The organism is Actinoplanes sichuanensis (genome assembly GCF_033097365.1).
GTDB classification, from domain to species: Bacteria; Actinomycetota; Actinomycetes; order Mycobacteriales; family Micromonosporaceae; genus Actinoplanes; species Actinoplanes sichuanensis.
In genome coordinates, this window is sequence record NZ_AP028461.1 from 9956523 (window position 1) to 9980293 (window position 23771).

Below are 23771 nucleotides of genomic sequence, written 5' to 3' on the forward strand. Positions count from 1 at the left end.
GGACTTTCCGCGCTCGACCCTTCCGGGATCGAAGGTCATTACCCTGCCCGCATGGCCTCGGCAGGCGGTTCCTGGAAGGGACTCTGGATGGTCACCGTCGCCGCGGTGGCCCTCACCGTCCTGGCCACCACCCGGGTGTGGAACCCGTGGCCGCAGCTCTGGTCCTGGATCACCACGAGCGGACCGGTCGCGCCGGGCACCCGCTGGCAGGCGTCGCTCGGCGGCACCCCGCAGAGCGTGTCCATCGCCGGTGACGCGGTGATCGTCGAGTACCGGACGTCGGTCGAGGCGTACGGCCTGACCGCCGCCGTGAAACTGTGGTCGTCCGACGCCGACTGGGCCGCGGTCGCCGGCAAGGGCGCCAACGCGGTGGTGGTGACCGGACGTCTGCTGACCAAGGGCTACCAGGTGCTCGACCCGTCGACGGGCGCGATCCGGCGCTCGGACACCGCGGCGTCGGCGGTCTGGACCTACCAGGACGCGATCGTGGACCTGAGCTGTGGCGGGGGCGACGACTGCCGGCTCACCGCCTGGGATCCGCGGTCCGGCACCCAGTTGTGGTCGGTCGGCACCGGCAGCATCGGGTTCGTCCTGGACGCCGCCAACCCGGACCTGCCGGACACCCGGCGACTGATCTCCGGGTCGGTGGACGACGACGTGGCCGGCCCGCCGGTGTTACCCGGGCTGATCGGCCTGCCGCACGACGGCGAGGTCCGGGTGATCGACACGGCCACCGGGAAGCTGGTGCAGACTCTGCGTCCGGCGCGGGACCAACGGGTCGCGGTGGTCGGCGGGCGGGTGCTCACGGTCACCGGCACGGCCCGGGACGGCACCTGCTACTACGGCGTGGTCGGCGGCAGCCCGAGTGGTGAGAAGGTGTGGCAGCGGGACGGGCTGAACCTGCGGACCGCGGACAACGGCTCGGCGTGCGAGCAGGACCGGGATCCGGCCGGTGGGTACAACGTGGTGCTCGGCGTGGATCCGTACGGTCGCGAGGTGCTGATCAACGGTTATGACGGGCGGAACCTCTGGTACGGCGACAAGGAGTCGACGGTCCTCGCGGTCGACGACACCTATGCGGTGATCCGCAAGGGTCAGTCGATCCGGGGATATTCGTTCACCAAGGACCGGAACGTGTGGCGACAGGACGACCGTCCGGACGCCGGGGCGGCACTCACCCCGTACGCCGCGATCGTGGCCTCCAAAGGTCGGGTGACCGCACTGGGGCTCACTACCGGGGCGGTTCGTGCCGATGTGCAGACTGATGCGAAGGTTTTCACCGTGGGTCCGGACGGCATGATCCTGGTCGCCGGCCGCGACATGGCGTATCTGCCGTTCGCCTGAAAAGCGGAGCGGCGGGGATGGGTTCGCGTCGCGCCGCCCCGCTGGCCTAATCTTTCGGTTCATGAGCTCCAGCGCCGATTTCAGGTATTCGCCGCTCCTCCCGACCGGCGACGACCTGACCGAGTACCGCTTGGTCACGGACGAGGGTGTCGATGTCGTCGAGGGCCCCGGCGGGCGACGGTTCCTGACCGTCGAGCCGGCCGCGCTCACCCAGCTCACCGCGGAGGCGATGCACGACATCGCGCACTATCTGCGGCCTGCCCACCTGACCCAGCTGCGCGCCATCATCGACGACCCGAAAGCGTCGCCGAACGACCGGTTCGTCGCGCTGGACCTGCTGCGCAACGCGAACATCGCGGCCGGCGGCGTGCTGCCGATGTGCCAGGACACCGGCACCGCGATCGTGATGGGCAAGCGTGGGCGGCACGTGCTGACCGACGGCACCGACGAGGCGGCCATCGCGCTCGGCGTCTACCAGGCTTACACCCGGCTCAACCTGCGATATTCGCAGCTCGCCCCGATCACCATGTGGGACGAGAAGAACACCGGGACCAACCTGCCGGCCCAGATCGAGCTGTACGCCGAGGATCCGGGCGGCCACCCCGACGCGTACAAGTTCCTGTTCATGGCCAAGGGCGGCGGCTCGGCCAACAAGTCGTACCTGTACCAGGAGACGAAGGCGCTACTCAACCCGCAGCGCATGATGCAGTTCCTGGACGAGAAACTGCGCCTGATCGGCACGTCGGCGTGTCCGCCGTACCACCTCGCCGTGGTGATCGGTGGCACCAGCGCCGAGCATGCGCTGAAGACGGCGAAGCTGGCCTCCGCGAAGTATCTGGACAACCTGCCCACCTCGGGCACGATGCTGGCGCACGGCTTCCGTGACGTGGAGCTGGAGGCCGCGGTCCTGGAGCTGACCCGTGACTTCGGTATCGGCGCCCAGTTCGGCGGGCGGTACTTCTGCCACGACGTCCGGGTGATCCGGCTGCCCCGGCACGGCGCGTCCTGCCCGGTTGCGATCGCGGTGTCCTGCTCGGCCGACCGGCAGGCGGTCGCCAAGATCACCCCGTCCGGTGTCTGGCTGGAGCGGCTGGAGACCGACCCGGCCCGCTACCTGCCCGACGTCGACCTGGAGTCGTCGCCGGTCGTCAACATCGATCTGAACCGGCCGATGGCGGAGATCCGCGCGGAGCTGAGCAAGTACCCGGTGAAGACCCGGCTGTCGCTGACCGGCCCGCTGGTGGTCGCCCGCGACATCGCGCACGCCAAGATCGCCGAGCGGCTCGACGCGGGCCAGCCGATGCCGCAGTACATGCGTGACCACGCGGTCTACTACGCCGGTCCGGCCAAGACCCCCGAGGGGTACGCGTCCGGCTCGTTCGGCCCGACCACGGCCGGCCGGATGGACTCCTACGTCGAGAAGTTCCAGGCGGCCGGCGGCTCGATGGTCATGCTGGCCAAGGGCAACCGGTCCAAGCAGGTCACCGACGCCTGCCAGACCTACGGCGGCTTCTACCTCGGCTCGATCGGCGGCCCGGCCGCGCGGCTGGCCCAGGACTGCATCCGCCACGTCGAGGTCCTGGAGTTCCCGGAGCTCGGCATGGAGGCGGTCTGGAAGATCGAGGTCGAGGACTTCCCCGCCTTCATCGTCGTCGACGACAAGGGCAACGACTTCTTCGCCGACGTGACGAAGCCGAACCCGATCTTCAGCATCGGCCGTCGCTGATCGGACCGGCCGCCGGGGCGCGCTGCCCCGACGGCCCGGTCGGGGCCGCTACTGCGACGGGCTCGGCGCGGGTGACAGCGAGGCGTCGGCGGACGGGGTCTCGACGGCTCGCTTGACGCCGCAGTAACCGGCCAGCGGGCTGATCCAGGTGGCGATCTGCTGCTGGAGTGAGCCGTCCAGGTCCTTGGTGCTCTTGATGCCCTTGATGTAGGTGAGATCCTTGGCGCTCGTCTCGATCCGCTGCGCCGAGGTGGTGGCCACCGACTTGAGCTCGGGATCCGGCGCGTTCGCGGTCTCCTTGCGGATCTGCGTGCCGATCACCTTCAGCTCGGTGGCGGCCTGCTTCTCCGCCTTGGTGGCGTTGGCGGTGTCCTTCGCCTCCTTGTAGGCGATCATCTTGCCCAACGCCCCGCCGAAGTCACCGAACTCGGTGGAGAAGACCTTGTCCAGACGCTCGCAGGCGCGGACGGTGTCGGCGGTGAAATCGGGCGCCGCGGACGACGCCTCGGGGGTCGGGGCCGAGGCCACGGCGGGCGTGGTGACAACCGGCGCGGCGGTGTCCTCGTTCTTCGCATCGTCGCCACAGGCGGCACTGGTGACCAGCACACCGCCCGCGAGCACGGCCAGGATGGCGCGTCGCATCGGGGATTCCTCTTCGTCGGGGTCATCCAAACCCAGTCGACGGTACGTAACGAAGCCGGTGACGTCCAACTCTGTGTGATCGCTGGGATACGAACAGCCCGCCCGTGGCGTACCACGAGCGGGCTGTCTCTCCCCCGTTGATGCCTGGGCCGCCTCGCCACGCTCTGGGGGCGCTCTTTGGAAGCATCGGCGGCGAAGCGGCGCTGGGGAGAAGGTTGCCGTAGGCCGCTATCGATTCGCTGTCGATCCGCTCTTGAGGCTCTCGGTAGGCTTCGGTCGCGAGCGCACAGGACGGGGATGGCTACTTTGCGCTACCACATTCTAGGAACACTCTCTGTTACGAGAGATGAGCGTCCGGTAGCGGTGACGGCCGGGCGTGATCGGGTCGTACTCGCGATGATGCTCCTGCACCCGGGGCGCATTGTGAGTCTCGGCGAACTGACCGAGGCGATCTGGGGCGCCGATCCGCCGGCCACCGCGCGGGGCCAGGTACAGACCTGCGTGTCCCGGCTGCGGCGCGGCCTTCCGGCCGACGCGATCATGACCGACCCGGCGGGGTACGGGATCCGCGTCGAACCGGGCGAGCTGGACTCGGAACGGTTCCTCATGCTCGTCGACGCCGCCCGATCGGCATCCGGGCCCGCGGTCGCCCGGGCGGCGTACCGGGAGGCCCTCGATCTGTGGCGCGGTCCGGCGTGCGCGGAGATCGACGCGGCGGCGGTCCGGCAGGCGGCGGCGATGCTCGACGAGCGGCGCGCGGTCGCCATCGAGGACGCGATGAATCTGGAGCTGGCCGCCGGCCGGGCCCGGGAGCTGCTCGGCGAGCTGGCCTCCCTGGTCGACCGGTTCCCGTTGCGGGAGCGGCTGCGCGGCCAGCTGATGATGGCGCTGTTCCAATCGGGGCGGCGGGCCGACGCGCTCGCCGAGTTCCGGCGGGCTCGCGACGTGCTGCGCGACGAGCTGGGTATCGAACCCGGCCGCGAGCTGCAGGATCTGCACCGCGACATCCTGGCCGGTGCGGTGCCCGAGGTCCCGGTTCCGGCGCCGGCGATGCCGGTCGGCGGGGCTATCCGATGCCTTCCCCGTACGGTCAGCGACTTCACCGGTCGTACCGAGCAGGTCGATCGCCTGATCGCCGGGATCGAGGCGGCCGAGTCGTCGGGTCCGGTGGTGGCGGTCCTGGACGGGATGGCCGGCAGCGGCAAGACCACCCTGGCGCTGCACGTCGCGACCCTGATCGGCGACCGGTTCCCGGACGGGCATCTCTTCGTCGACCTGCAGGGCCACAGCGAGCAGGATCCGGTCGATCCGGCCGCGGCCCTGCTGACCCTGCTCCGTCAGCTCGGGCACAGCGCCGAGGAGATCCCACCGGAGCCGGTCGAGCGGGTCGGGTTCTGGCGTACCCAGGTGGCCGGTCGTCGGCTCTTGATCGTCCTGGACAATGCGGCCACCAGCGCCCAGATCGCCGATCTGCTGCCGACCACACCGGGCAGCCTGGCGCTGGTCACCGGCCGTCGGCGGCTGGCCGGGCTGGACGGCATCCAGCTGGAGTCACTGCCGGTCCTGGCCCACGACGAGGCGATGGCGCTGCTGGATCGGATCGTCGGGGAGCGGGTGCGGGGCGATCCGGACGGGGCGGCCGAGGTGGTCCGGCGATGCGGTGCCCTGCCGCTGGCGGTCCGGCTGGCCGGCGCCCGGCTCGCCCATCGGCCCCGCTGGCGGGTGTCCGACCTGCTCAGCCGGCTCGGCGAGTCGGCGTTGCCGGAGCTGGCGGCCGAGGACCGTACCGTGGCCGGTGCCTTCACCCTCACCTACCGGCAGTTGCCGCCGCCGCTGCAGCGGGTGTTCCGGCTGCTCGGCGTGTATCCGGTCGGCACCATCGACGACCTCGCGGTGGCCGCCCTGGCCGGACTCACCCTGGACGAGGCCCGGGACGCGCTGGACGAGTTGGTCGACGTGCACCTGCTGGAGGAACCGGAGCGGGGCGTCTACCGGATGCACGACCTGATCCGTGAGTACGCCGGGATGCTCGCCGCCGACCTGCCCGGCCCCGACCGGCACGCGGCCCTGACCGGCGTGCTCGACCTGGAACTGCACGCGCTGATCGCGGCGGTCGCGTCCAGCCACCACGACGTGCTGAGCCGGGATCTCGGCTGGCCCCGCCCGGACCGGCCGGACCTGGTGGCGACGCTGGAGGACCCGCACACCCGGTTGGAACGGGAACGACCGGGCCTGGCCGCCCTGGTCGACGCGGCCGGGGCGGCCGGATGCCGCGGATATGCCTGGCGGATCCCGCGGGCCGCCTGGCAGCCGCTCTTCTTCCGCGGCTACATGGACGACATCCGCGACCTGCACCAGCGGGCCATGCACTGGATCGAGTCGTCAGGTGACCGGGGCGCCATCGCCACCATCGCCAACTACCTGGCCTCGGCCTACTCCCGGGGCGGCGAGCACGGCCCGGCCGAGGAGTACCTACTGCTGGCCATCCGGTTGCGGGAGGAACTCGGCGAGGCGGGCGCGCTCGCCACCAGCTACGGCAACCTGGGCACGCTCTACCAGTCACAGGGCCGGTTCGCCGAGGCGATCGAGGCGATCCACACGTCCCGTCGGATCGTGGCCCGGCAGCGGATGCAGACCTCCTCGGCCGGTCCGCTGGGCACCCTGGCCGAGGTGCTCGGCCGGCTCGGCCGCTACGACGAGGCGCTGCACTACGCCCGGCTCCGGCTGATCGCGGTGATCGAGCACGAGGAGGAGGGGCCGCTCGCGCTCGCCGTCCTGCTGCTCCAGCGTCTGAAGTACGCGCGTGGCCGGATCGGTGTCGACACCGCGCACCGGTATGTCGACGTGGCCCGGCGGCTCGCGATCCGCAGCGGCTCCCGGTCGATCATGGCGGATCTGCACCACGACCGGGCCCGCCTGTTCCGGGACGCCGGCCGGTACGCCGACGCGTGCGCCGAGCACCGCCGGGCCCTGGACATCGCGGTCCGGATGCGGGACACCAGGCACGAGGCCGAGTTCAGTCACGCCCTGGCCACCACGCTGCGCCTGGCCGGGGACGTGTCCGGTGCCCGGGAGATGTACGCGCGGTCGCTCCGGCTGGCCACGGCCGGGCAGATGGCGTACTCCATCGCTCGTGCCCAGGCCGGGCTGGCCGCCTGCCTCGACCCGGGCGATCCGGAGGCGGCGGCGCTGCGGGTGAGGGCCATCGCACTCTTCCGGCAGATCGGTATCGACTGCGATCCGTCCGAGGTCGAGAGAGGATGGTCCGGTGACGACTGACGAGAACGGATTCCGGATCGAACGCGACACGATGGGCGAGGTGCGGGTGCCGGTTGCCGCGCTGTGGCGGGCGCAGACGCAGCGCGCGGTGGAGAACTTCCCGATCTCCGGCCGTGGCCTGGAGCCGTCCCACATCCGGGCGCTGGCTCGGATCAAGGGCGCCGCCGCCCGGGTCAACGCGAACCTCGGCGTGCTGGAGAAGGACCTGGCCGAGTCGATCGCGACGGCCGCCGCGCACGTGGCCGACGGCGGCTACGACGACCAGTTCCCGGTCGACGTCTTTCAGACCGGTTCCGGCACCTCGTCGAACATGAACGCCAACGAGGTCATCGCCACCCTGGCCAGTCGCGATCTGGGTCGGCCGGTGCACCCGAACGACCACGTCAACGCCTCGCAGTCGTCCAACGACGTCTTCCCGTCCTCGATCCACCTGGCCGCCACCGAGGCGGTCAGCGCCGACCTGATCCCGGCGCTCGGCCACCTGGCGGTGGCGCTGAGCGCCAAGGCGGAAACCTTCAAGAACGTTGTCAAGAGCGGCCGCACGCACCTCATGGATGCCACTCCGGTCACTCTGGGCCAAGAGTTCTCGGGGTACGCACGACAGGTCACCAACGGTGTCGAGCGCCTGCGCGACACCCTGCCCCGGCTCGGTGAGCTGCCGCTCGGCGGCACCGCGGTCGGCACCGGGGTGAACACGCCGGCCGGGTTCGCCCCGGCGGTGATCCGCCTGCTGGCCGAGGAGACCGGACTGCCGCTGACCGAGGCCCGCGACCACTTCGAGGCGCAGGGCGCCCGGGACGCACTGGTCGAGGCGTCCGGCCAGCTCCGGGTGATCGCCGCCGGCCTCTACAAGATCGCCAACGACATCCGCTGGATGGGCTCGGGTCCGCGGGCCGGCCTGCGTGAGCTGCGCCTGCCCGATCTCCAGCCCGGTTCGTCGATCATGCCCGGCAAGGTGAACCCGGTGGTGCCGGAAGCGGTTCGCCAGGTCGCCGCCCAGGTCATCGGCAACGACGCGACCGTCGCCTTCGCCGGGACCCAGGGCGACTTCGAGCTCAACGTGATGCTGCCGGTGATGGCCCGCAACGTGCTGGAGTCGATCCGGCTGTTGGCCGCGGTGGCCCGCCTCTTCGCCGACCGCTGCGTCGACGGTCTGGAGGCGGACGAGGAGGTCACCCGGGGCTACGCGGAGGGCTCACCGTCGATCGTCACCCCGCTCAACCGCTACCTGGGTTACGACGAGGCGGCCGCCATCGCGAAACAGGCACTGGCCACCGGGCGGACGATCCGCGAGGTGGTGATCGAGCGCGGACACGTCGGCAACGGCACGTTGACCGAGGCGCAGCTCGACGAATCGCTCGATGTTCTTCGGATGACCAGACCGTAAGAACGAGCCGCCGGGATCTTGTGTGCGGCGACTGGTGTCTATGAAGTGCTTTCATGAAAAGACGCCTAGTCGCCGGCGCCGTCACCACCGTGACCGGCCTCGCGTTCCTGACCACCATCCCCGGTTCGGCCACCGCCGCGCCCACCGTCACACGTGACTACACGGTGGTGGCCGCCGACGGGGTCTCCGCCGCCGACGCGGCAGCCGCCATCCAGGCCGCGGGTGGCACCATCGTCAGCCGCAACGACGCCGTCGGCGTCTACCGCGTCTCGTCCGCCGACGCCGCCTTCGGCAGCCGGGCCACCGCGACCGCGGCCCTGATCGGGGCGACCGAGCGCAAGGCCATCGGCCAGGCGCCGAACAAGGTCGAGCGGGCGGAGAAGGGTCTGCGGACGCGCGGCGGCAAGGGGCACGGCCCGGCCAAGGCCGACCCGCTCGACGCCGAACTGTGGGGCCTGACCATGGTCAAGGCCGACAAGGCCCGCAAGATCGAGAAGGGTGACCGGGAGGTCACCGTCGGTGTGCTGGACACCGGGCTGGACGCCGCCAACCCCGACTTGAAGCCGAACTTCAGCACCAAGCTGTCCCGCAACTTCGCGCCCGACATCGTGGACATCGACGGCGCCTGCGAGGTGGCCGGCTGCCTCGACCCGGTCGGCACCGACGACGGCGGTCACGGTACGCATGTGGCGGGCACCATCGGTGCCGCGCTCAACGGCAGCGGCCTGTCCGGTGTCGCGCCCGGCGTCACCCTGGTCGAGCTCAAGGGCGGCCAGGACTCCGGCTACTTCTTCCTCGACCCCGTGGTCAACGCCCTCACCTACGCCGGTGACGTCGGGCTCGACGTGGTGAACATGTCGTTCTACGTCGACCCGTGGCTCTACAACTGCACGGCCAACCCGGCCGACAGCCCCGCCGACCAGGCCGCCCAGCAGGCCATCATCACCGCGGTGAAGCGGGCCCTGAACTACGCGCACGCCCGTGGGGTCACCCTCGTCGGGTCGCTCGGCAACAACCACGAGGACCTCGGCAAGCCGCGGACCGACGTCTCCAGCCCGGACTACGGTGGTACGCCGTACCCCCGCCCGATCGACAACCGCACCTGCTGGGACCTCCCGGTCGAGGGCCCGCACGTGATCGGGGTGTCCGCGGTCGGCCCGACCGGCCGCAAGGCGGACTACTCCAACTACGGCACCGAGCAGATCTCGGTGGCCGGGCCGGGCGGCTGGTTCCGTGACGGGTTCGGCACCGACACCTACCGCACCAACGGCAACATGATCCTGTCCAGCTACCCGCTCAAGGTGCTGCAGGAGGAGGGCCTGGTCGACGCGGCCGGCGAGATCACCGCGGACGGCGAGGGCCTGGTCCTCAAGGACTGCACCAAGGCCGGTGCCTGTGGTTACTACACCTACCTGCAGGGCACCTCGATGGCTTCGCCGCACGTGTCCGGGGTCAGCGCGCTGATCGTGAGCCGGTACGGGACGCGGGACTTCTGGCGGGGCGGCAAGACCCTGTCGCCGAACGTGGTCGAGAACATCCTGTACCGCTCGGCCGCGGAGCACGCCTGCCCGGAACCGCGTCTGGAGACCTACGCCGACGAGGGGCGCCCGGCCGAGTTCGACGCGCTCTGCGAGGGCGGTGAGAACTTCAACGGCTTCTACGGTTACGGCATCGTCGACGCGTACGCGGCGGTCGGCGGCCGCTGACCGAGGACCGATGGATGCGCCCCGCCCGTGCCGCACGGGCGGGGCGCTCCTCCGTCGTACAGGCCGGTACCCTTGTACGGTGACTCTGCGCTTGTATGACACCGCGACCCGATCGGTCCGGGACTTCGTCCCGATGACGCCCGGTCAGGTGGGGATCTACCTGTGTGGCGTCACCGTGCAATCCGCACCACACATCGGGCACCTTCGCTCCGCCGTCAACTACGACGTGCTGCGCCGATGGCTGCTGCACACCGGCCTGGAGGTCACGTTCGTCCGCAACGTCACCGACGTGGACGACAAGATCCTGCAGAAGGCGACCGAGCAGGGCCGGCCGTTCTGGGCCATCGCCTACGAGAACCGTCTCCACCTGGACCGTGACTACTCCGCGCTCAACGTGCTGCCGCCCACCTACGAGCCGCTGGCCACCGGGCACATCACCGAGATGCACGAGCTGATCCAGGAGCTGATCGACCGCGGACACGCCTATGCGGCCGCCGGTGACTGCGCCGACGTCTACTTCGACGTGCTGTCGTATCGGGAGTACGGCGCTCTCTCCGGGCAGAAGCCGGAGGACATGCTCGGCGCCGGCGACGCCCCGGTGCGCGACAAGCGTGACCACCGTGACTTCGCCCTGTGGAAGGGTGTGAAGGCGGACGAGCCCCGTGACGCGTACTGGCCGTCGCCCTGGGGCAAGGGCCGTCCCGGCTGGCACATCGAGTGCTCGGCGATGGCTCGGCGCTACCTCGGCGACGAGTTCGACATCCACGGCGGCGGCCTGGACCTGACGTTCCCGCACCACGAGAACGAGGTGGCCCAGTCCAAGGCGGCCGGTCTCGGTTTCTCCCGCTTCTGGGTGCATCACGCCCTGCTCAACCTGGGTGACTCCAAGATGAGCAAGTCGTTGGGCAACGTGATCGACCTGGCCTCGCTCGTCGAGTCCGGGATCCGTCCGGTCGAGCTGCGCTACTACCTGGGCAGCCCGCACTACCGCTCCCGGATCGACTACTCCGACGAGGCACTGCGTGAGGCCGCTGTCGCGTACCGGCGGATCGAGGGCTTCGTGCAGCGGGCCGCCGAGATCGTCGGGCCGGGCCGGCCCAAGCAGGTGCCGCCCGCCTTCGCCGACGCGATGAATGACGATCTGAACACCTCGGCCGCGCTGGCGATCGTGCACGACACCGTGCGTGAGGGCAACACCGCGCTGGCCGCCTCCGACGAGGCCGCCATCCGGGGCGCGCTCACCGCGGTCCGGGCCATGCTCGGTGTCCTCGGCCTCGACCCGTTCGACGAGAAGTGGGACGGCGGCGAGGGCGGCAACGACCTGAAACCGGTGGTCGACTCGCTCGTCGCGCTGGCATTGGAACAGCGGGCCCAGGCCCGCGCACGTAAGGACTGGGCGGCCGCCGACTCGGTGCGCGACCAGCTCAAGAACGCGGGTATTCAGGTGGAGGACACTCCGGCCGGGCCGCGATGGACGGTAGGAGAACAGCACTGATGGCGGGCAACTCGTTCAACGCCAGCAAACGCACCACCTCGAAGAAGGGCGCCTCGATGGGCTCGGGCGGTAAGAACCGCGCCGGGCTCAAGGGCCGCGGGAAGACCCTGCCGGCCGACGAGCGCCCGTGGCACAAGGGCTACTCGGGCACCGAGAAGCTGCCCGAGAAGACCGCCCGCAAGCAGGACAAGGAGCGCCGGGCCGCGGCCGCCGAGGGCCGCACGCCCAAGATCGGCCAGCCGGGTACCAAGGACACCACCTGGGGCCGTAGCGGTGGCCGGGCTCCCGGTATCACCCGGACCCAGTCGACCCGCGGCAGTGTCCGGGGCGGCGGGCCGCGTGGTCCTCGGATCGCTCCGGGCCGCCGGTCCAACCCCACCAAAGAGGGCCCCGAGCTGCTGCTCGGCCGTAACCCGGTGGTCGAGGCGCTGCGTGCGCTGGTGCCGGCCACCGCGCTCTACGTGGCGCAGGGCATCGACATCGACGACCGGGTGACCGAGATCGTCCGTACCTCCGGCGACCGTGGCATCCCGATCCTGGAGATCAGCCGCAACGAGCTCGACCGGATGACCGGTGGTGTGCTGCACCAGGGCATCGGCCTGCAGGTGCCGCCGTTCGCGTATGAGAACTTCGACGACCTGGTCGCCGCCGCGCTGGAGCAGACCGCTCCGCTGCTGGTCGCGCTGGACGGCATCACCGACCCGCGCAACGTGGGCGCGGTGATCCGGTCGGTGGCCGCGTTCGGTGGGCACGGTGTCTTCATGACCGAGCGCCGGGCCGCCGGCATCACCGCGACCGCCTGGCGTACCAGCGCCGGCGCGGCCGCCCGTGTCCCGGTCTCCCAGGTGGTCAACCTGACCCGGGCGATCAAGTCGGCGCAGAAGGCGGGCTTCACCGCGATCGGCCTGGACGCCGACGGCGAGACCGGGCTGTACGAGCTGGAGGCCGCCGTCGGTCCGCTGATCGTGGTCGTCGGCTCCGAGGGCCGCGGCCTGTCCCGCCTGGTCGGTGAGACGTGTGACCTGCGGGTGAGCATCCCGATGGCCTCCGACGTGGAGTCGCTGAACGCCAGCGTGGCGGCAGCGGTCACTCTCGCTGAGGTGAGCCGCCGCCGCCACCAGGGCTGATTCTCAGAAGTAGGCGCGCAGGCGGTTGCCGTCCGTGAGGAAGAGGCGGCCGCCTGCCACCGCCAGTGGATAGTTCTGACTGCTCGGCATGCCGCCCTTGAGGACCCGGCCGGTCGTCGCGTCGGCGATCGACAGCGGCGACCCCATGCCGGACGGGCTGTAGAGCAGTGCTCCGGCCCGGACCGGCTGTCCCGCACCGTCCGGCAGGTGCACCGACCACAATCTCTGACCGGTCTTCGCGTCCAGGCAGATGACACTGCGGTGGCGTGGGAAGTAGACCCGCTCGTCGTCGGCGGTCACCGACGGGGCCGGCCAGTTCGACTCCCAGGCCTTGTTCCCGTTGGCCGAGTCGATCGCGGTGAGTCCGCCGTTCCGGCCGCCGACGTAGAACCGTGAACCGGTCGGGTTGCTGCCTACGGCGTACCAATCCTCCGGGGTCTGCCAGATCGTCGATCCGGTTTTGACGTCGACCGCCCGGGAACCCTCGCCCTCGGTGCGCAGCAGGATCCGTCCCTGCGCCGACAACAGGCCGTCGCCTCGGGTGCCGAAGAGTTTCCACATGCGGGCGCCGGTGGTCAGCCGGTGCGCGATCGTGGACGTCTCGAAATCGGGGCGGCTGTCCACCACGACGACACCCCGGTCCACGATCATGTCCTGGGCGGGCACGCCCAGCGGGATCTCCCAGATCCGGGCACCCGTCGTGGCCTGGTAGGCGCCCAGGAAGCTGTGCTGGTTGTCGCAGGCGTAGGAGAGCATGGCCAGGACGCCCCCGGACAGGGCCATCCGGGTGACGCCGCGGCGTTCCAGGGCCATGTGCCAGCGGCGGGCACCGGTCGCCGGGTCGTACGCGCCGATCCCGCCCGGGTCACTCGTGTAGACGTTGCCGTCGCCGGCCAGCGGCTCCCGCCCGACCTCGCACTCCGGGGCGCCGTGAGTGGGAATCTCCCAGCGCTTGGTGATCGCGGCGACCGACTCCGGGGTCAGTGCCGTCTCGTGCGGGTTGTAGAAGGTCAGGCCCGGGCCGTACCCGGTCTGGTTCCACTCCGAGACGGCTGCCGGAGCCGGTGCGGGTGGGGTGGGCAGACTGAGTGCCGCGGTGAACGCGGCTATCAGGAAGAGGTTCACACAAGATCAACGAGCGGGGGCGGGATCGATGATGGGCCGTTCCCCCGCCGCCCGGTCGACGGTCCGGGCGGCGGAAGAACCGCTGATCAGAGGTTTGCGGCGGGGGTGAACACGGCGCAGTTGCGGCCCTGTTCGGCGCGCGCCACCGTGATGCCAGTGCACAGGCGGACCTCCGGGTGGCCGCCACCCCACAGGAATTCGGAACGGGCCGCGAAGTTGGTCTTCCCGGGCCTGCAGAGGCTGTTCAGGGTGCGCCACTCGATGCCGTCGGCCGGGCCGTTGTAGGCGATCTGGACGACCGCGCACCTGTTGCGACCGTTGACGGCCAGGGTGCCGTTGACCGCGACCGGCGGAACCGGGCGTTCCGGAACGCTCATCATCCGGTCGTACGTGCCATAGGCGCTGGCCTTTCCGACGGCCAACTCGAAGGTGTCGTCCGCGGCGAGAGCGGGCGCGGCGGCCAGAGTGACGACCGATCCGACACCGGCGAGAATGGTCAGGGTGCGGCTGGCGAACGATTTCATTGAATGGTCCTCAATTGTGTCGAGGGTATACGTCGAGACAACAACGAATGAAATGAGGAGAAGGCGCGCGAACGATCAGCGCACGAGCAGTGTGTAGCTCGGCACGAATCCGGTCCGGCAGCGGAACGAGACCCAGGCCCGCTGTGCGACGCCGGCCGCGCCGACCTTTCGGCACTCGGCCTGCGGGTCGGCCACCTCGTTGAAGGCGGCGGTGTAGACGACCGTCTCGGAGGCCAGCGGAGAGGTGCGCGGCGGGTGGCTGACGATCAGGTCGTCACCGGCGTATCCCGAGCGTACGGCGTATGCCGACCAGGCTCCGGACTCCAGTCCGGCGGCCCCGATGACAGCTGCCCGGCCGAAGCCGTAGGTGCCCATGAGGCCGGTGTCGTCGATCGCCGGCGCGGCCTGCGCGGCGGCCGGAGTGAGCACGGTCGCCACGGCGGCGAGCAGGGCGGCGCCACGTGTGATGGAACGCATTTTGTTCGGTGTCCCTTCCATGAAAGCCCGGGGATCTCCCGCGGCATGATGGACGGCCGTACGGAAAGGATCGTGTCTTCCCGCAGGCATTACCGAACATACATGAGACGAGCTGCCGGTAAAGGACGGGGCCGAAGGTCTTATTCGCGCGTTCGCATTGTTTGCGGATCTGTTGTTTTCGGCATCGATTTCAGCGCGGAAAAGTGAAGAACCCCGCCGGGTGACGGGGGCCGAGCGGCGGGGGGTCGGTACGCATCGAAGGAAGCTGATACTGTGGCGCCCGTCGTCGGATCGACACAAGTCGCACTTCTATGTCCGAGTAGTGCGTACAACTGAAAATTCGGATCTTCGACAACGGGGGACGTATGTCGGAAATGGGACGCAGGCGCGTACGCCTGCGGGTGCTGATCGCTGCCTTCGTGGCGGTGACCGTCAGCAGTGGAGTGGCTGTTCCGGTCGGGGCGATGGCGAGCCCGCCGGCCGCGGCGCGGGCCGTGCCGGCGCAGGCCGCCGAGACCTCGATCGACGAGAAGTATCGGGCGGCAGCCGTCCTGGGCTGGGTGCCCCGCGAAGAGGTCACGCTCTCCGACCGCGACTTCGTCACGGTGCTGTGGGAGAAGGCCTCGGAGAAGCACAACCCCTCGGTGAAGGCGGCGGCGCTGGCCGCCTTCAGCGACGCCACCGACGCGGAGGCCGCCTCCGCCGAGTTCGTCCGGACCGGAATCTTCACGGCGAACGATCGGGATGCGGCGCTCAAGGCCCGCAAGGCCGAACTCGACACGATGCGCTTGCGGGCCGCCCAGGAGATCAACTGGGTGCCGGCCAACAACACCGAGCGCAACACGATGCTGGACCAGACGCTGCAGAACTTCATGCTGGCGCTCTGGCGTAAGGCGGCGACCTGGCCGGAGGTCAAGGCGGCGGCCGAGCCCCTGACCGTCGTCGACGCCACCGACGAGCAGCGCCTCGACTTCCTGCAGAACGCCCTGTTCGAGAAGGCCGAGACCGACCGGCAGAACGAGATCGCCAACGGCAACGCCGAAGAGGTGGCGGCCCGGGAGGCGGCGGCGCTGCGGTCGGCCAAGGAGAAGGCGATCGCCACCGCGCTCAAGCGGTCGGCCACGCCGTACGAACTCGATGACCTCGAACTGCGCGAACTCATCTACCTGTTCGCCTCGGAGAGCACCGGCCGCAAGGTCAAGTCCGACGCGACGGTCGTCTACGCCGACACCGAGGAATCGGCGTGGCGCGCGTTCGTCTTCACCGGCGTCCACCTCGCCAACCGGGTCGACCTCGACGAGCGTGACCTGGCCGATGCGCGGGCCAACGAGGTCAAGGTCCGCGACATCATGTACGCCGCCGAGGCGGACGGCTTCAAGCCCGTGACCGTGGCGGCGGCCAAGAAGGCGCTGGAGGGGCCGGCCCTGGACCGCAGCCTCTTCCTGCTGGGCGGCCATGACACTGCTCGTCAGGCCGACTACGTGCGGCCGTCGCCCGACAAGGTCGTCATGATCCAGGCGGTCGGCTACAACGGCTGCATCGCCGAGCCGGTCTCGTGGGTGGAGCTCTACTTCCACAACGACCTCGAGGTCAACGCCCGCGTGGAGCCGTGCAACGAGGGCAATGTGTCCCAGCGTTGGACCTTGACGCCGGACACCACCACCGGACGCTACAAGCTCATCAACGAACACGAGCAGGCGTGCCTCTTCCCGCAGACGTCGAAGGTCTCCCAGGACGGCGCTCCGATCACCGCCTTTCCGTGCGGCAACGCACCCGCGCTCACGGCGGCCACGGTCTGGGAGTTGCTCGACAGTGGTCAGGGCAATGTCGAGATCCGAAACGTCACCAACAACAAGGTGATCACCGCCGTGGCAGGCAGCACGCCCGGTGCGCTGAACATGGTGCAGAACCCCAACGGGCACCTCGCCAGTCAGCAGTGGCGGTTGATCGACCCCGCACACCAGGCGGCCGCCAGCAAGCCGCCGGTCGGCTCGTTCCGGATCAAGGGCGTGCAGTCCGGCCGCTGCCTGCGACCGGTCGGCGCACTCGGCACGGCCGGCTCCGGCGCTCTGGCGGGCGGGGCTGACATGGAGCTGCGTGACTGCGGCAGTGGCACCGAGCAGATCTGGGACGTGATCCAGCGGGCCGAGACTCAGTTCGAACTGCGCAACCGGGCCTCCGGGTACTGCGTTCGCGAGCTCTCGTTCTGGGCCTCGGTGGTCAACAAGGGATCCGTTGAGCAGGTGAGCTGCGGTGTCAAGAACACGACCTCGTGGCAGATCATGTTCCAGAAGTCCACCGGTTCCTACCTGCGGCACACGCAGAGCGGAGCGTATCTGGGTGTGCAGAACGGTGGAACTGCCAACGGCACGCTGACCAAGGGCCTGGACTACTCCGCAGCGCCCGGGCAGCAGTGGATTCTGGAGCCGGTATCCGAGGGAGCGACCCAGCCGGCGCCGATCTGGCCGTCGTCCGGCAAGCCCCTGACCAGCTTCTCCGGTACGGCGGTGGCCTTCCAGCCGGCGTGCACGAACACCAAGTGGACCCTCTACATCTGGAACCCGGCGGCGACCCAGCCCTTCTGGCGGGCCGATGCCGCGAACACGAAGAAGGGTCTGGTCAGGGCAGACGCGACGGGCCGGACCACCGATGCCAACTTCCAGTACTGCGTGGTCGCCATGCCGACGAACACCCAGATGGAAGTGACGCTACGCAACGTCGCGAAGAACGCCTACGTGCGGGAGGCGACGAATGTCACCCCCAGTGGCCTGTTGATCGCCGACCAGGCGTCGGCGGCGAACGCGGAACGGTTCATCCTGCAACAGCGGGCGTCCCTCCAGAGCAGTTCGGTGATCGAGGTTCTGCAATCCAAGGCGACGAAGAAGTACGCGCAGGTCGACACGACCGCCACGGGTACCAACGCCAAGGCCGTCCGATTCATGAGCGCGGCCCCCTCGGCCGCGACTGAGATCAACAGCAGCGGTTTCTGACCGCTCCGGTGGTGGGCGGCCCGGATGGCGCCGCCCACCACCGGCCATGCGATCCACCTCGAAACCTTCGTCGGCTCGGCATACGCCGGCCGCCATTCCAGCGTGCCGTTTGGAGGCACTTCGTGTTGAAGATCAACAGCCGGGGCCGGAGACTGCTGGTCGTACTGGCATCCACTCTCGCCCTTGTTCTCGCGCAGACACCGGCGTTCGCGGTCGCCACCCAGGCCGACCGGGACCGGGTCCAGTGGCGGGCCATGTCCGACGGTCGCTGGGAGGTCCGCAACGCCGCAGCCGTCGCGTTGAACGATCAGCGCGACCCCGACGCCGTCACCAAGTTCCTACGTACCGGTCTGAACGCGGCCATCAACCGCGCCGCCGCCTTCGAGCGCGCCAACATCGCGGAGATCAACTACTGGCTTCGCATCTCGCCCGCGGACTCGGCCGTACACCTGGGGTGTGAACGTGCCCTGAGGGCGACGCACGACGAGAAGGACGAGTTCGTCCGGACCGGCCTGGCCATCGCGCGTGAACTGGACGAGTCCGGTCAGCACCAGCACGACGAGGAGGTCGCGCAGCAGGCCCAGGCGGACCGTGATTTCGTGGCCGCCATCGCCGCGGCCGATCCGGAGTCGCACGTCGGCCAGGCGGCGAAAGCGGCGATCATCGGTGGCGAGGACGCGGACATCGCCGACTTCTTCAAGTACTACTGGGCCGCCGGCGCGCGGCTGGACGACGAGGCGTACCGGCTCGCGATCAGCGACCTGGACCTGAAGGGCACCGCGGCGCTGGCCCGGGCGCGGCAGGCGGCCCTCGACGCGGAGGCGGCCGAGGCCGCGGCGAGTGGCGAGGCCGCGGAGAAGCTGCACGCCGAGACCGTCGCCGCCTGGCGTGCGGTGGCCGCCTCGGCCACCGGCACCAGCGTGAACTGGGCGGCCGAACGGGACCGTGCCGCCGCGCAGGCGCAACGGTGGGCCGCGGTGGCCGAATACGCCGCCGGTGCCACCACCGAGCAGGACTGGGCCGCCGTGATCACCCGGGCCGGTACCAACGCGGCCGCCTGGCAGGACGCGGTGCGCTGGGCCGAGCAGCAGTCCGCGGCCTGGGCCCGTCTGGCCGAGGACGAGGCGGGCGACCGATGAGGCGGTCGGCCCTGCGCCTCGCCCTGACCGCGGTCCTCGGCTTGGCCCTGACCGGAACGGTCGTCACCGTACCGGCACATGCCGTGCCGAAGCCCGCGGCGGTCGTGGCGAGCACCGTCGACTGGACCGAGGAGGAGGCGGACTGGTACCGCGACAGCGTCGCCGACATCGCCCTCTACGCGGCTGAACCCGAGGTCCGGGCCGCGGCCGAGGCGGCGCTGGCGGCCCGCACCGACCAGGCCGTCGCGGACTTCGTGGAGACCGGCTGGGCGAAGGCCCGACTTGCCGCGACCCAGCGCAAGACCCGGGATAAGAACCAGGTCAAGACGTGGGCCACCAGCGGTGGGACGAACGTCAAGAAGGCCGCCAACCTGGCTCTCGCCGGTGGTGACTACGCCATCAGCGAGTTCGTGGCGTACGGCTACGAGATCGCCGACCGGCTGGACCACCCGGTCGGTGACACCGCCGTCGAACGGGAACGCATCTACCAGCGCGTCGAGCTGATGATCACGATCGGCGGTCCGACGGTCGTCGCCGAGGGCAGCACGGCCCTGGCCTCCGGCGACGCGGCGGTGATCGCCGACTTCTACTCCGTCGGCTACGCCGCCGCCAACCGGACCGACTGGGACAACCGCGAGCGCGTCCGGATCGCCATCGAGCAGCGCAACCAGACGCTGGACGACCTCACCGCCGGTGCGAGCGCGGCGGCGGCCGGCGCCCGGGCCCGAGCCGAGATCATCGCCGCCAACATCGACGGCCTGCGGTACCTCGAGGACGCGCTGCTCGCCATGCGGCAGGCGGCGGCCGCGGCCAACGCCGCGGAGCAGGTCTTCGAGCAGGACCGCGTGCTGCGCCCGAGCGGTGGCCGGGGCCGCACCGCCCTGCTGGAGGCGCACAAGGCCGACGCGATCGCCCAGGCCGACCGGGCGAGCCGGACCGCTTTGCAGATGAACGCGGTCCTGGCCCGGGTACAGGTGGCCGCGAACGACCTGACCGAGTCGGGGCAGGCGCACGGACAGGACTGGGCGCAGGTCACCGTCTCGGTCGGGTTCTCCGCACAGGCGGCCGCACACGCCGCCGCGACCGCCTCCGCGGCGGTCACCGCGACGCTCGCCGACAGCCTGGCGCTGGACGCCGACCAGAACGCGACGCTGCGCGCGAACAACGCGGCCCGCTGGCTGGCCGAGACCCGGCACCAGGAGAAGGTGGCCGCCGACCAGGCCCTCGTCGCCAGACAGCAGCAGAAGATCGCCGAGGCGGCGGCCAAACGAGCCAAGGACCAGCGCGGGATCGCCGAGGCCGCCGCCACCGACGCCCGCGGACACGCGGACAACGCGAAGAAGCTGCGGGCCGAGGCGCAGCGGGCCTCCGACAACGCGGTCGCCCAGGCCCAGATCGCCTCCGCGGCCCAGATCGAGGCGAACGACGCAGTCCAGCGGGAGTCCGGGGCGATCGACCGGCTCAACCGGGCCGGGGAGGAACTCTCCGCCGCCACCAACCGGTGCTACGCCGCGGAGGAGGAGTACAACGCGGTCACCGCGGCGCTGGCGAAAGCGCGGGCCGAGGCTGAGGCGGCCGGGCAGGACGCCGATGAGGCCACCCGCGATCTGAAGATCCAGGCCGACCGGGCCCGCGACGCCTTCCACGCGGCGCAGGCCTGGGCGGACCGGGCACGAGCGGCGGCGGACGCGGCCCGTGACGAGGCGGAGAAGGCCGGCGCCGCGGCCAAGCAGGCCCGGAACGCGGCGAAGGCGGCACAGCAGAACGCACTGACCGCCCGGCGTGCCTCCGACAAGGCCGGCCAGGCGGCGGTGGGCAGTGTGCACGCCGCCGAACTCGCCCGGGTCGACGCGGAGCGGGTCCAGGACGAGGCCATCGCCGCGGTCCGGGAGGCCGGGCAGGCCATCGTGCAGGCGGACATCGCCGGCAACGCCTCCGGCAGCGCCGCCGCGCTGGCCCAGCTCACCATCGACCGGGCCGGTACCGCCGCCTACATCGCCACACGGTTCGCCGCGGTCAACGCCGACGCGCGAGCCGCGCTGACGGTCTCGTCCGAAGCGCTCGTGCTGGCACAGGAGCAGTCCGCGGCGGCCGCGAAACGGGCCACCGAGGCCGAGGCGGCGGCGGCACACGCCAACGCGCAGGCCCGGGACGCGGTCGACGACATCAAGCCGGCGTACGAGTCGGTGGCGCGCGCCGTCGACTCGGCGAAGGTGGCGATCGGCGCGGCCAACAAGGCCTACGAGGCCGCGGTCGCCGCCACCAACGACGCGAACAACGCCACGACGGCTGCCCAGTCGGCCACCCGGTGGGAGTTGGTGGCGCAGCGGGAGGCCGGCGTCGCCGACAACGCGGCGCAGACCGCCAGTCTCGCGGCGGCCGGCGCGGGCCGGGCTTCGGCGAGCATCGACCGGGCGTACGCGTGGGCCAAGACCGCCACCGCGGGCATCCACACGCAGGCCAAGAAGCTCGCCGACGCCCTCAAGGGCATCCAGGACGAGAAGGCCCGGCAGGACGCGATCCTCCGCGAGCAGCAGGAGTTCGAGGACCGGGTCGAGGAGGGGATCCTCAACTACCTCAAGTGCCAGGTCGCGATGGCGGACGCCTGCAAGAAGCTGTGGAATCTGGTTCAGCCGCACCTGCGGACGGCGCTGGACGCCAGCAAGAACCACATCGCCCTGCTGGCCGACTGTTACACCGGTGACAAAGCCGCCTGTGACGAGGCGCAGGCCAACGGCGACAAGGTGCAGGAGTTCTTCATCCAGACCGGCGCGGGTCTGGTCGAGGGCGCGAAGAACCTCGTCAAGGGCCTCAAGTCGCTCGCCGACTGTGGCAGTTGGATCGTCGTCGGGTTCAGCGGCGACTACTTCAAGGAGAACTGCGGCAAGACCGTCGAGGGCTTCCGGCAGATGCCGGCGATGCTCCGCGACCATCCGCTCGAGCTGATCCACATCACCGAGTGGCGGGAGAACCCGGGTAAGGCGTTCGGCCTGACCCTGTTCGACGTCGGCTCGTTCGCGCTGCCCGGCGTGGGCCAGGTCAGCGGGGCGCTCACCAAGACGGTCGGCGCGCTCAGCAACCTGTTGCGCCTGAGCGTCACCAAGATCTCCAGCGGTCTCGGCCGGATCGAGCGGTTCGCCGTACGGGTCGCCGACGTGCCGGGCGCGCCGACCGGCCGGATCGCCAAGATCACCGGTGCCGGCCTGCGGCTGGAGAACGGTGTCGCCAAGTTCGACGAGGCGATCGCCCTCATCGACGACAAGGTGTACCGGGTCGATTCCACGACCGCCCGGCTCGACGGGCCGGCCGGTGGCTTCGAGGGTTCGGTCGTCCACTTCGACGGCGGTCTGATCTCCATCGAGAACGGGATCGTCAAGATCCGGGATCTCGTGCTCAAGCCCGGGCACGACGTCGACCTGCCCGAGACGCCGCCCACCTGCCGGGTGCTCGCGGCGGCCCGGGCCGCCGCGATGGCGGCCATACCCTGTAACGGCACCCAGCCCGACGGCAGCTGGTACAACATCGAGAACGACATCCCCCTCACCCTGAACCGGGCGGACAACGAGGCGGCCGACGCGGCGCTGGAAGCCGCGAGGAGGGTCGAAGCGGGAGTCCCGGGCGGACCCCGGAGCCTGACTTTCCGGATCCAGGAGCTGCTTCAAAAGGTTCCGGGTGCGACTCGGGAGGGCCACGCTTTCCGTTTGAAGGGAGCCGACTCCCTGAAGCGGAAGCTGGCCGGTGATCGCAAAAACAAGCCTGACCTGACTCCGGCCGAACTGGTCGACGGCATCGGCGACAACATCCGGTACACCGCTCTTTTCGAGGGGACGCGTTACATCGCCGGTGTGCAGGACAGCGTCCGCGTCCTGAAGGCGCAGGGATACGAGCTGGTCAAGGTCAAGAACGGGTGGGCCGGGGGGATGGGCAACTATCGGGGCCTCAACCTCACCTGGCGTGACGGCGAGACCGGCCACCTGTTCGAATTGCAGTTCCACACGCCGGACAGCTTCTGGATCAACAAGGCCGAGCACTACTTCTTCGAGTTGACCCGCCTCCCCAAGACGGACGGGAAGGTGGGGGAGTTGGAGTTGACGCAGAAGGCGGCCGAGGAGATCTCCGTGGGGATGTGGTCGCACGTCACGCCGCCGCCCGGGGCGGCCGACCTGAACCTGCCCCTGGGAAGGTGATCGGGTGAACCAGTATCTCGCCGTCATCGACGACCAGCACGACGTCAAGGATCCGATCACCGTCATTCAGGTGGTGCCGGGTGCCGGACCCTACGGAGTCACGCGGCTCAACGAAGACGCCGCCTGGGTCGTGACACGACTGCTCGATCAGATCAGTGCCGGCGAGGTTCCGTACCGGGTCGAGTCGATCACGCCGAAGACGGCTGCCCGCATTCGGAACCGCCGGGAGCGGGGGATCGACTTCCGCTACTCGATCCTGGTGCAGGACGACGATCCGACCGACCGGCCGGTGGGTGTCCTGCGGGAATGGGACGCCTCCCGCGGCGGCGGCACCTACGCCGAGACGTTCAGCTCCAGCAACGTGTGGGAGCACAGCAGCGTGCGCCTGGACATCGAGCGGGGTAGCGACATCTCGACTCGGATCGTGCCGAGCGATTCGGCCACCGTGCATCGATTCATCGAGGCGGTACAGCGCCGATAGGACCGGAGAACGAAGCGTGCCGGCCGGGTGACGACATCACCCGGCCGGCCGTGGAGCCCCCGGTCGGAATCGAACCGACGACCTCGCGTTTACAAGACGCGTGCTCTAGCCGACTGAGCTACAAGGGCGATGCGCATCATCA

Annotated in this window: 15 protein-coding genes and 1 tRNA gene; 11 read left to right on the forward strand and 5 right to left on the reverse strand. The window is 70.1% G+C overall.

Translation table 11 applies throughout. From position 1 onward, the window contains the following. Positions 1–51 precede the first annotated feature (51 nt). Positions 52–1344: a PQQ-binding-like beta-propeller repeat protein gene (locus Q0Z83_RS45730; protein WP_317789805.1), complete on the forward strand. Its 1293-nt coding sequence runs from the start codon at positions 52–54 to the stop codon at positions 1342–1344. 61 nt (positions 1345–1405) lie between these two features. After that, entirely contained in the window at positions 1406–3070 is a 1665-nt protein-coding gene (locus Q0Z83_RS45735) for a fumarate hydratase (protein WP_317789806.1), read from the forward strand. A gap of 48 nt (positions 3071–3118) precedes the next feature. Here Q0Z83_RS45735 and Q0Z83_RS45740 read toward each other — a convergent pair whose 3' ends face one another. Continuing rightward, the gene (locus Q0Z83_RS45740; protein WP_317789807.1) at positions 3119–3712 is read right to left on the reverse strand and encodes a hypothetical protein; all 594 of its coding nucleotides are present in this window, start codon (positions 3710–3712) and stop codon (positions 3119–3121) included. A gap of 297 nt (positions 3713–4009) precedes the next feature. Between Q0Z83_RS45740 and Q0Z83_RS45745 the strand changes: the two genes are divergently transcribed. From Q0Z83_RS45745 to rlmB, 5 genes are all read left to right on the forward strand, one after another. Continuing rightward, complete coding sequence (locus tag Q0Z83_RS45745) at positions 4010–6991, forward strand: AfsR/SARP family transcriptional regulator (protein ID WP_317789809.1); 2982 nt, start codon at positions 4010–4012, stop codon at positions 6989–6991. After that, positions 6981–8378, forward strand: coding sequence for a class II fumarate hydratase (locus tag Q0Z83_RS45750; RefSeq protein ID WP_317789810.1), 1398 nt, complete (start codon positions 6981–6983; stop codon positions 8376–8378). The genes Q0Z83_RS45745 and Q0Z83_RS45750 overlap by 11 nt, the downstream gene beginning before the upstream one ends. Before the next feature lie 53 nt (positions 8379–8431). Then, positions 8432–10084 (forward strand): S8 family serine peptidase, encoded by a 1653-nt coding sequence (locus Q0Z83_RS45755; RefSeq protein WP_317789811.1) that lies wholly within the window; start codon positions 8432–8434, stop codon positions 10082–10084. Between the two features lie 79 nt (positions 10085–10163). Continuing rightward, entirely contained in the window at positions 10164–11579 is a 1416-nt protein-coding gene (gene cysS / locus Q0Z83_RS45760; protein ID WP_317789812.1) for a cysteine--tRNA ligase, read from the forward strand. Continuing rightward, complete coding sequence (gene rlmB / locus Q0Z83_RS45765) at positions 11579–12706, forward strand: 23S rRNA (guanosine(2251)-2'-O)-methyltransferase RlmB (protein ID WP_317789813.1); 1128 nt, start codon at positions 11579–11581, stop codon at positions 12704–12706. The genes cysS and rlmB overlap by 1 nt, the downstream gene beginning before the upstream one ends. A gap of 3 nt (positions 12707–12709) precedes the next feature. On the opposite strand, the gene Q0Z83_RS45770 is transcribed toward rlmB, so the two are convergent. The 3 genes from Q0Z83_RS45770 to Q0Z83_RS45780 form a co-directional block, all read right to left on the reverse strand. Next, positions 12710–13831 (reverse strand): PQQ-binding-like beta-propeller repeat protein, encoded by a 1122-nt coding sequence (locus Q0Z83_RS45770; RefSeq protein ID WP_317789814.1) that lies wholly within the window; start codon positions 13829–13831, stop codon positions 12710–12712. An 86-nt stretch (positions 13832–13917) separates the two neighbouring features. Next, the gene (locus Q0Z83_RS45775; protein WP_317789815.1) at positions 13918–14355 is read right to left on the reverse strand and encodes a hypothetical protein; all 438 of its coding nucleotides are present in this window, start codon (positions 14353–14355) and stop codon (positions 13918–13920) included. A gap of 75 nt (positions 14356–14430) precedes the next feature. After that, complete coding sequence (locus Q0Z83_RS45780; protein WP_317789816.1) at positions 14431–14832, reverse strand: hypothetical protein; 402 nt, start codon at positions 14830–14832, stop codon at positions 14431–14433. Between the two features lie 374 nt (positions 14833–15206). Between Q0Z83_RS45780 and Q0Z83_RS45785 the strand changes: the two genes are divergently transcribed. The 4 genes from Q0Z83_RS45785 to Q0Z83_RS45800 all read left to right on the forward strand — a co-directional run bounded on the left by Q0Z83_RS45785 (position 15207) and on the right by Q0Z83_RS45800 (position 23629). After that, positions 15207–17822 carry an RICIN domain-containing protein gene (locus Q0Z83_RS45785; protein ID WP_317789818.1) on the forward strand — a complete coding sequence of 872 codons (2616 nt, stop codon included), beginning with the start codon at positions 15207–15209 and terminating at the stop codon, positions 17820–17822. A 122-nt stretch (positions 17823–17944) separates the two neighbouring features. After that, positions 17945–18961 (forward strand): hypothetical protein, encoded by a 1017-nt coding sequence (locus Q0Z83_RS45790; RefSeq protein ID WP_317789819.1) that lies wholly within the window; start codon positions 17945–17947, stop codon positions 18959–18961. After that, a complete protein-coding gene (locus Q0Z83_RS45795; protein WP_317789820.1) occupies positions 18958–23148 on the forward strand; it encodes an ALF repeat-containing protein in 4191 nt (1396 codons plus the stop codon). Before Q0Z83_RS45790 ends, Q0Z83_RS45795 begins: the two co-directional genes overlap by 4 nt. Before the next feature lie 4 nt (positions 23149–23152). Beyond that, a complete protein-coding gene (locus tag Q0Z83_RS45800; RefSeq protein ID WP_317789821.1) occupies positions 23153–23629 on the forward strand; it encodes a hypothetical protein in 477 nt (158 codons plus the stop codon). 51 nt (positions 23630–23680) lie between these two features. On the opposite strand, the gene Q0Z83_RS45805 is transcribed toward Q0Z83_RS45800, so the two are convergent. Further along, positions 23681–23757: transfer RNA gene (locus Q0Z83_RS45805), tRNA-Thr, on the reverse strand. Between the last annotated feature and the right edge of the window lie 14 nt (positions 23758–23771).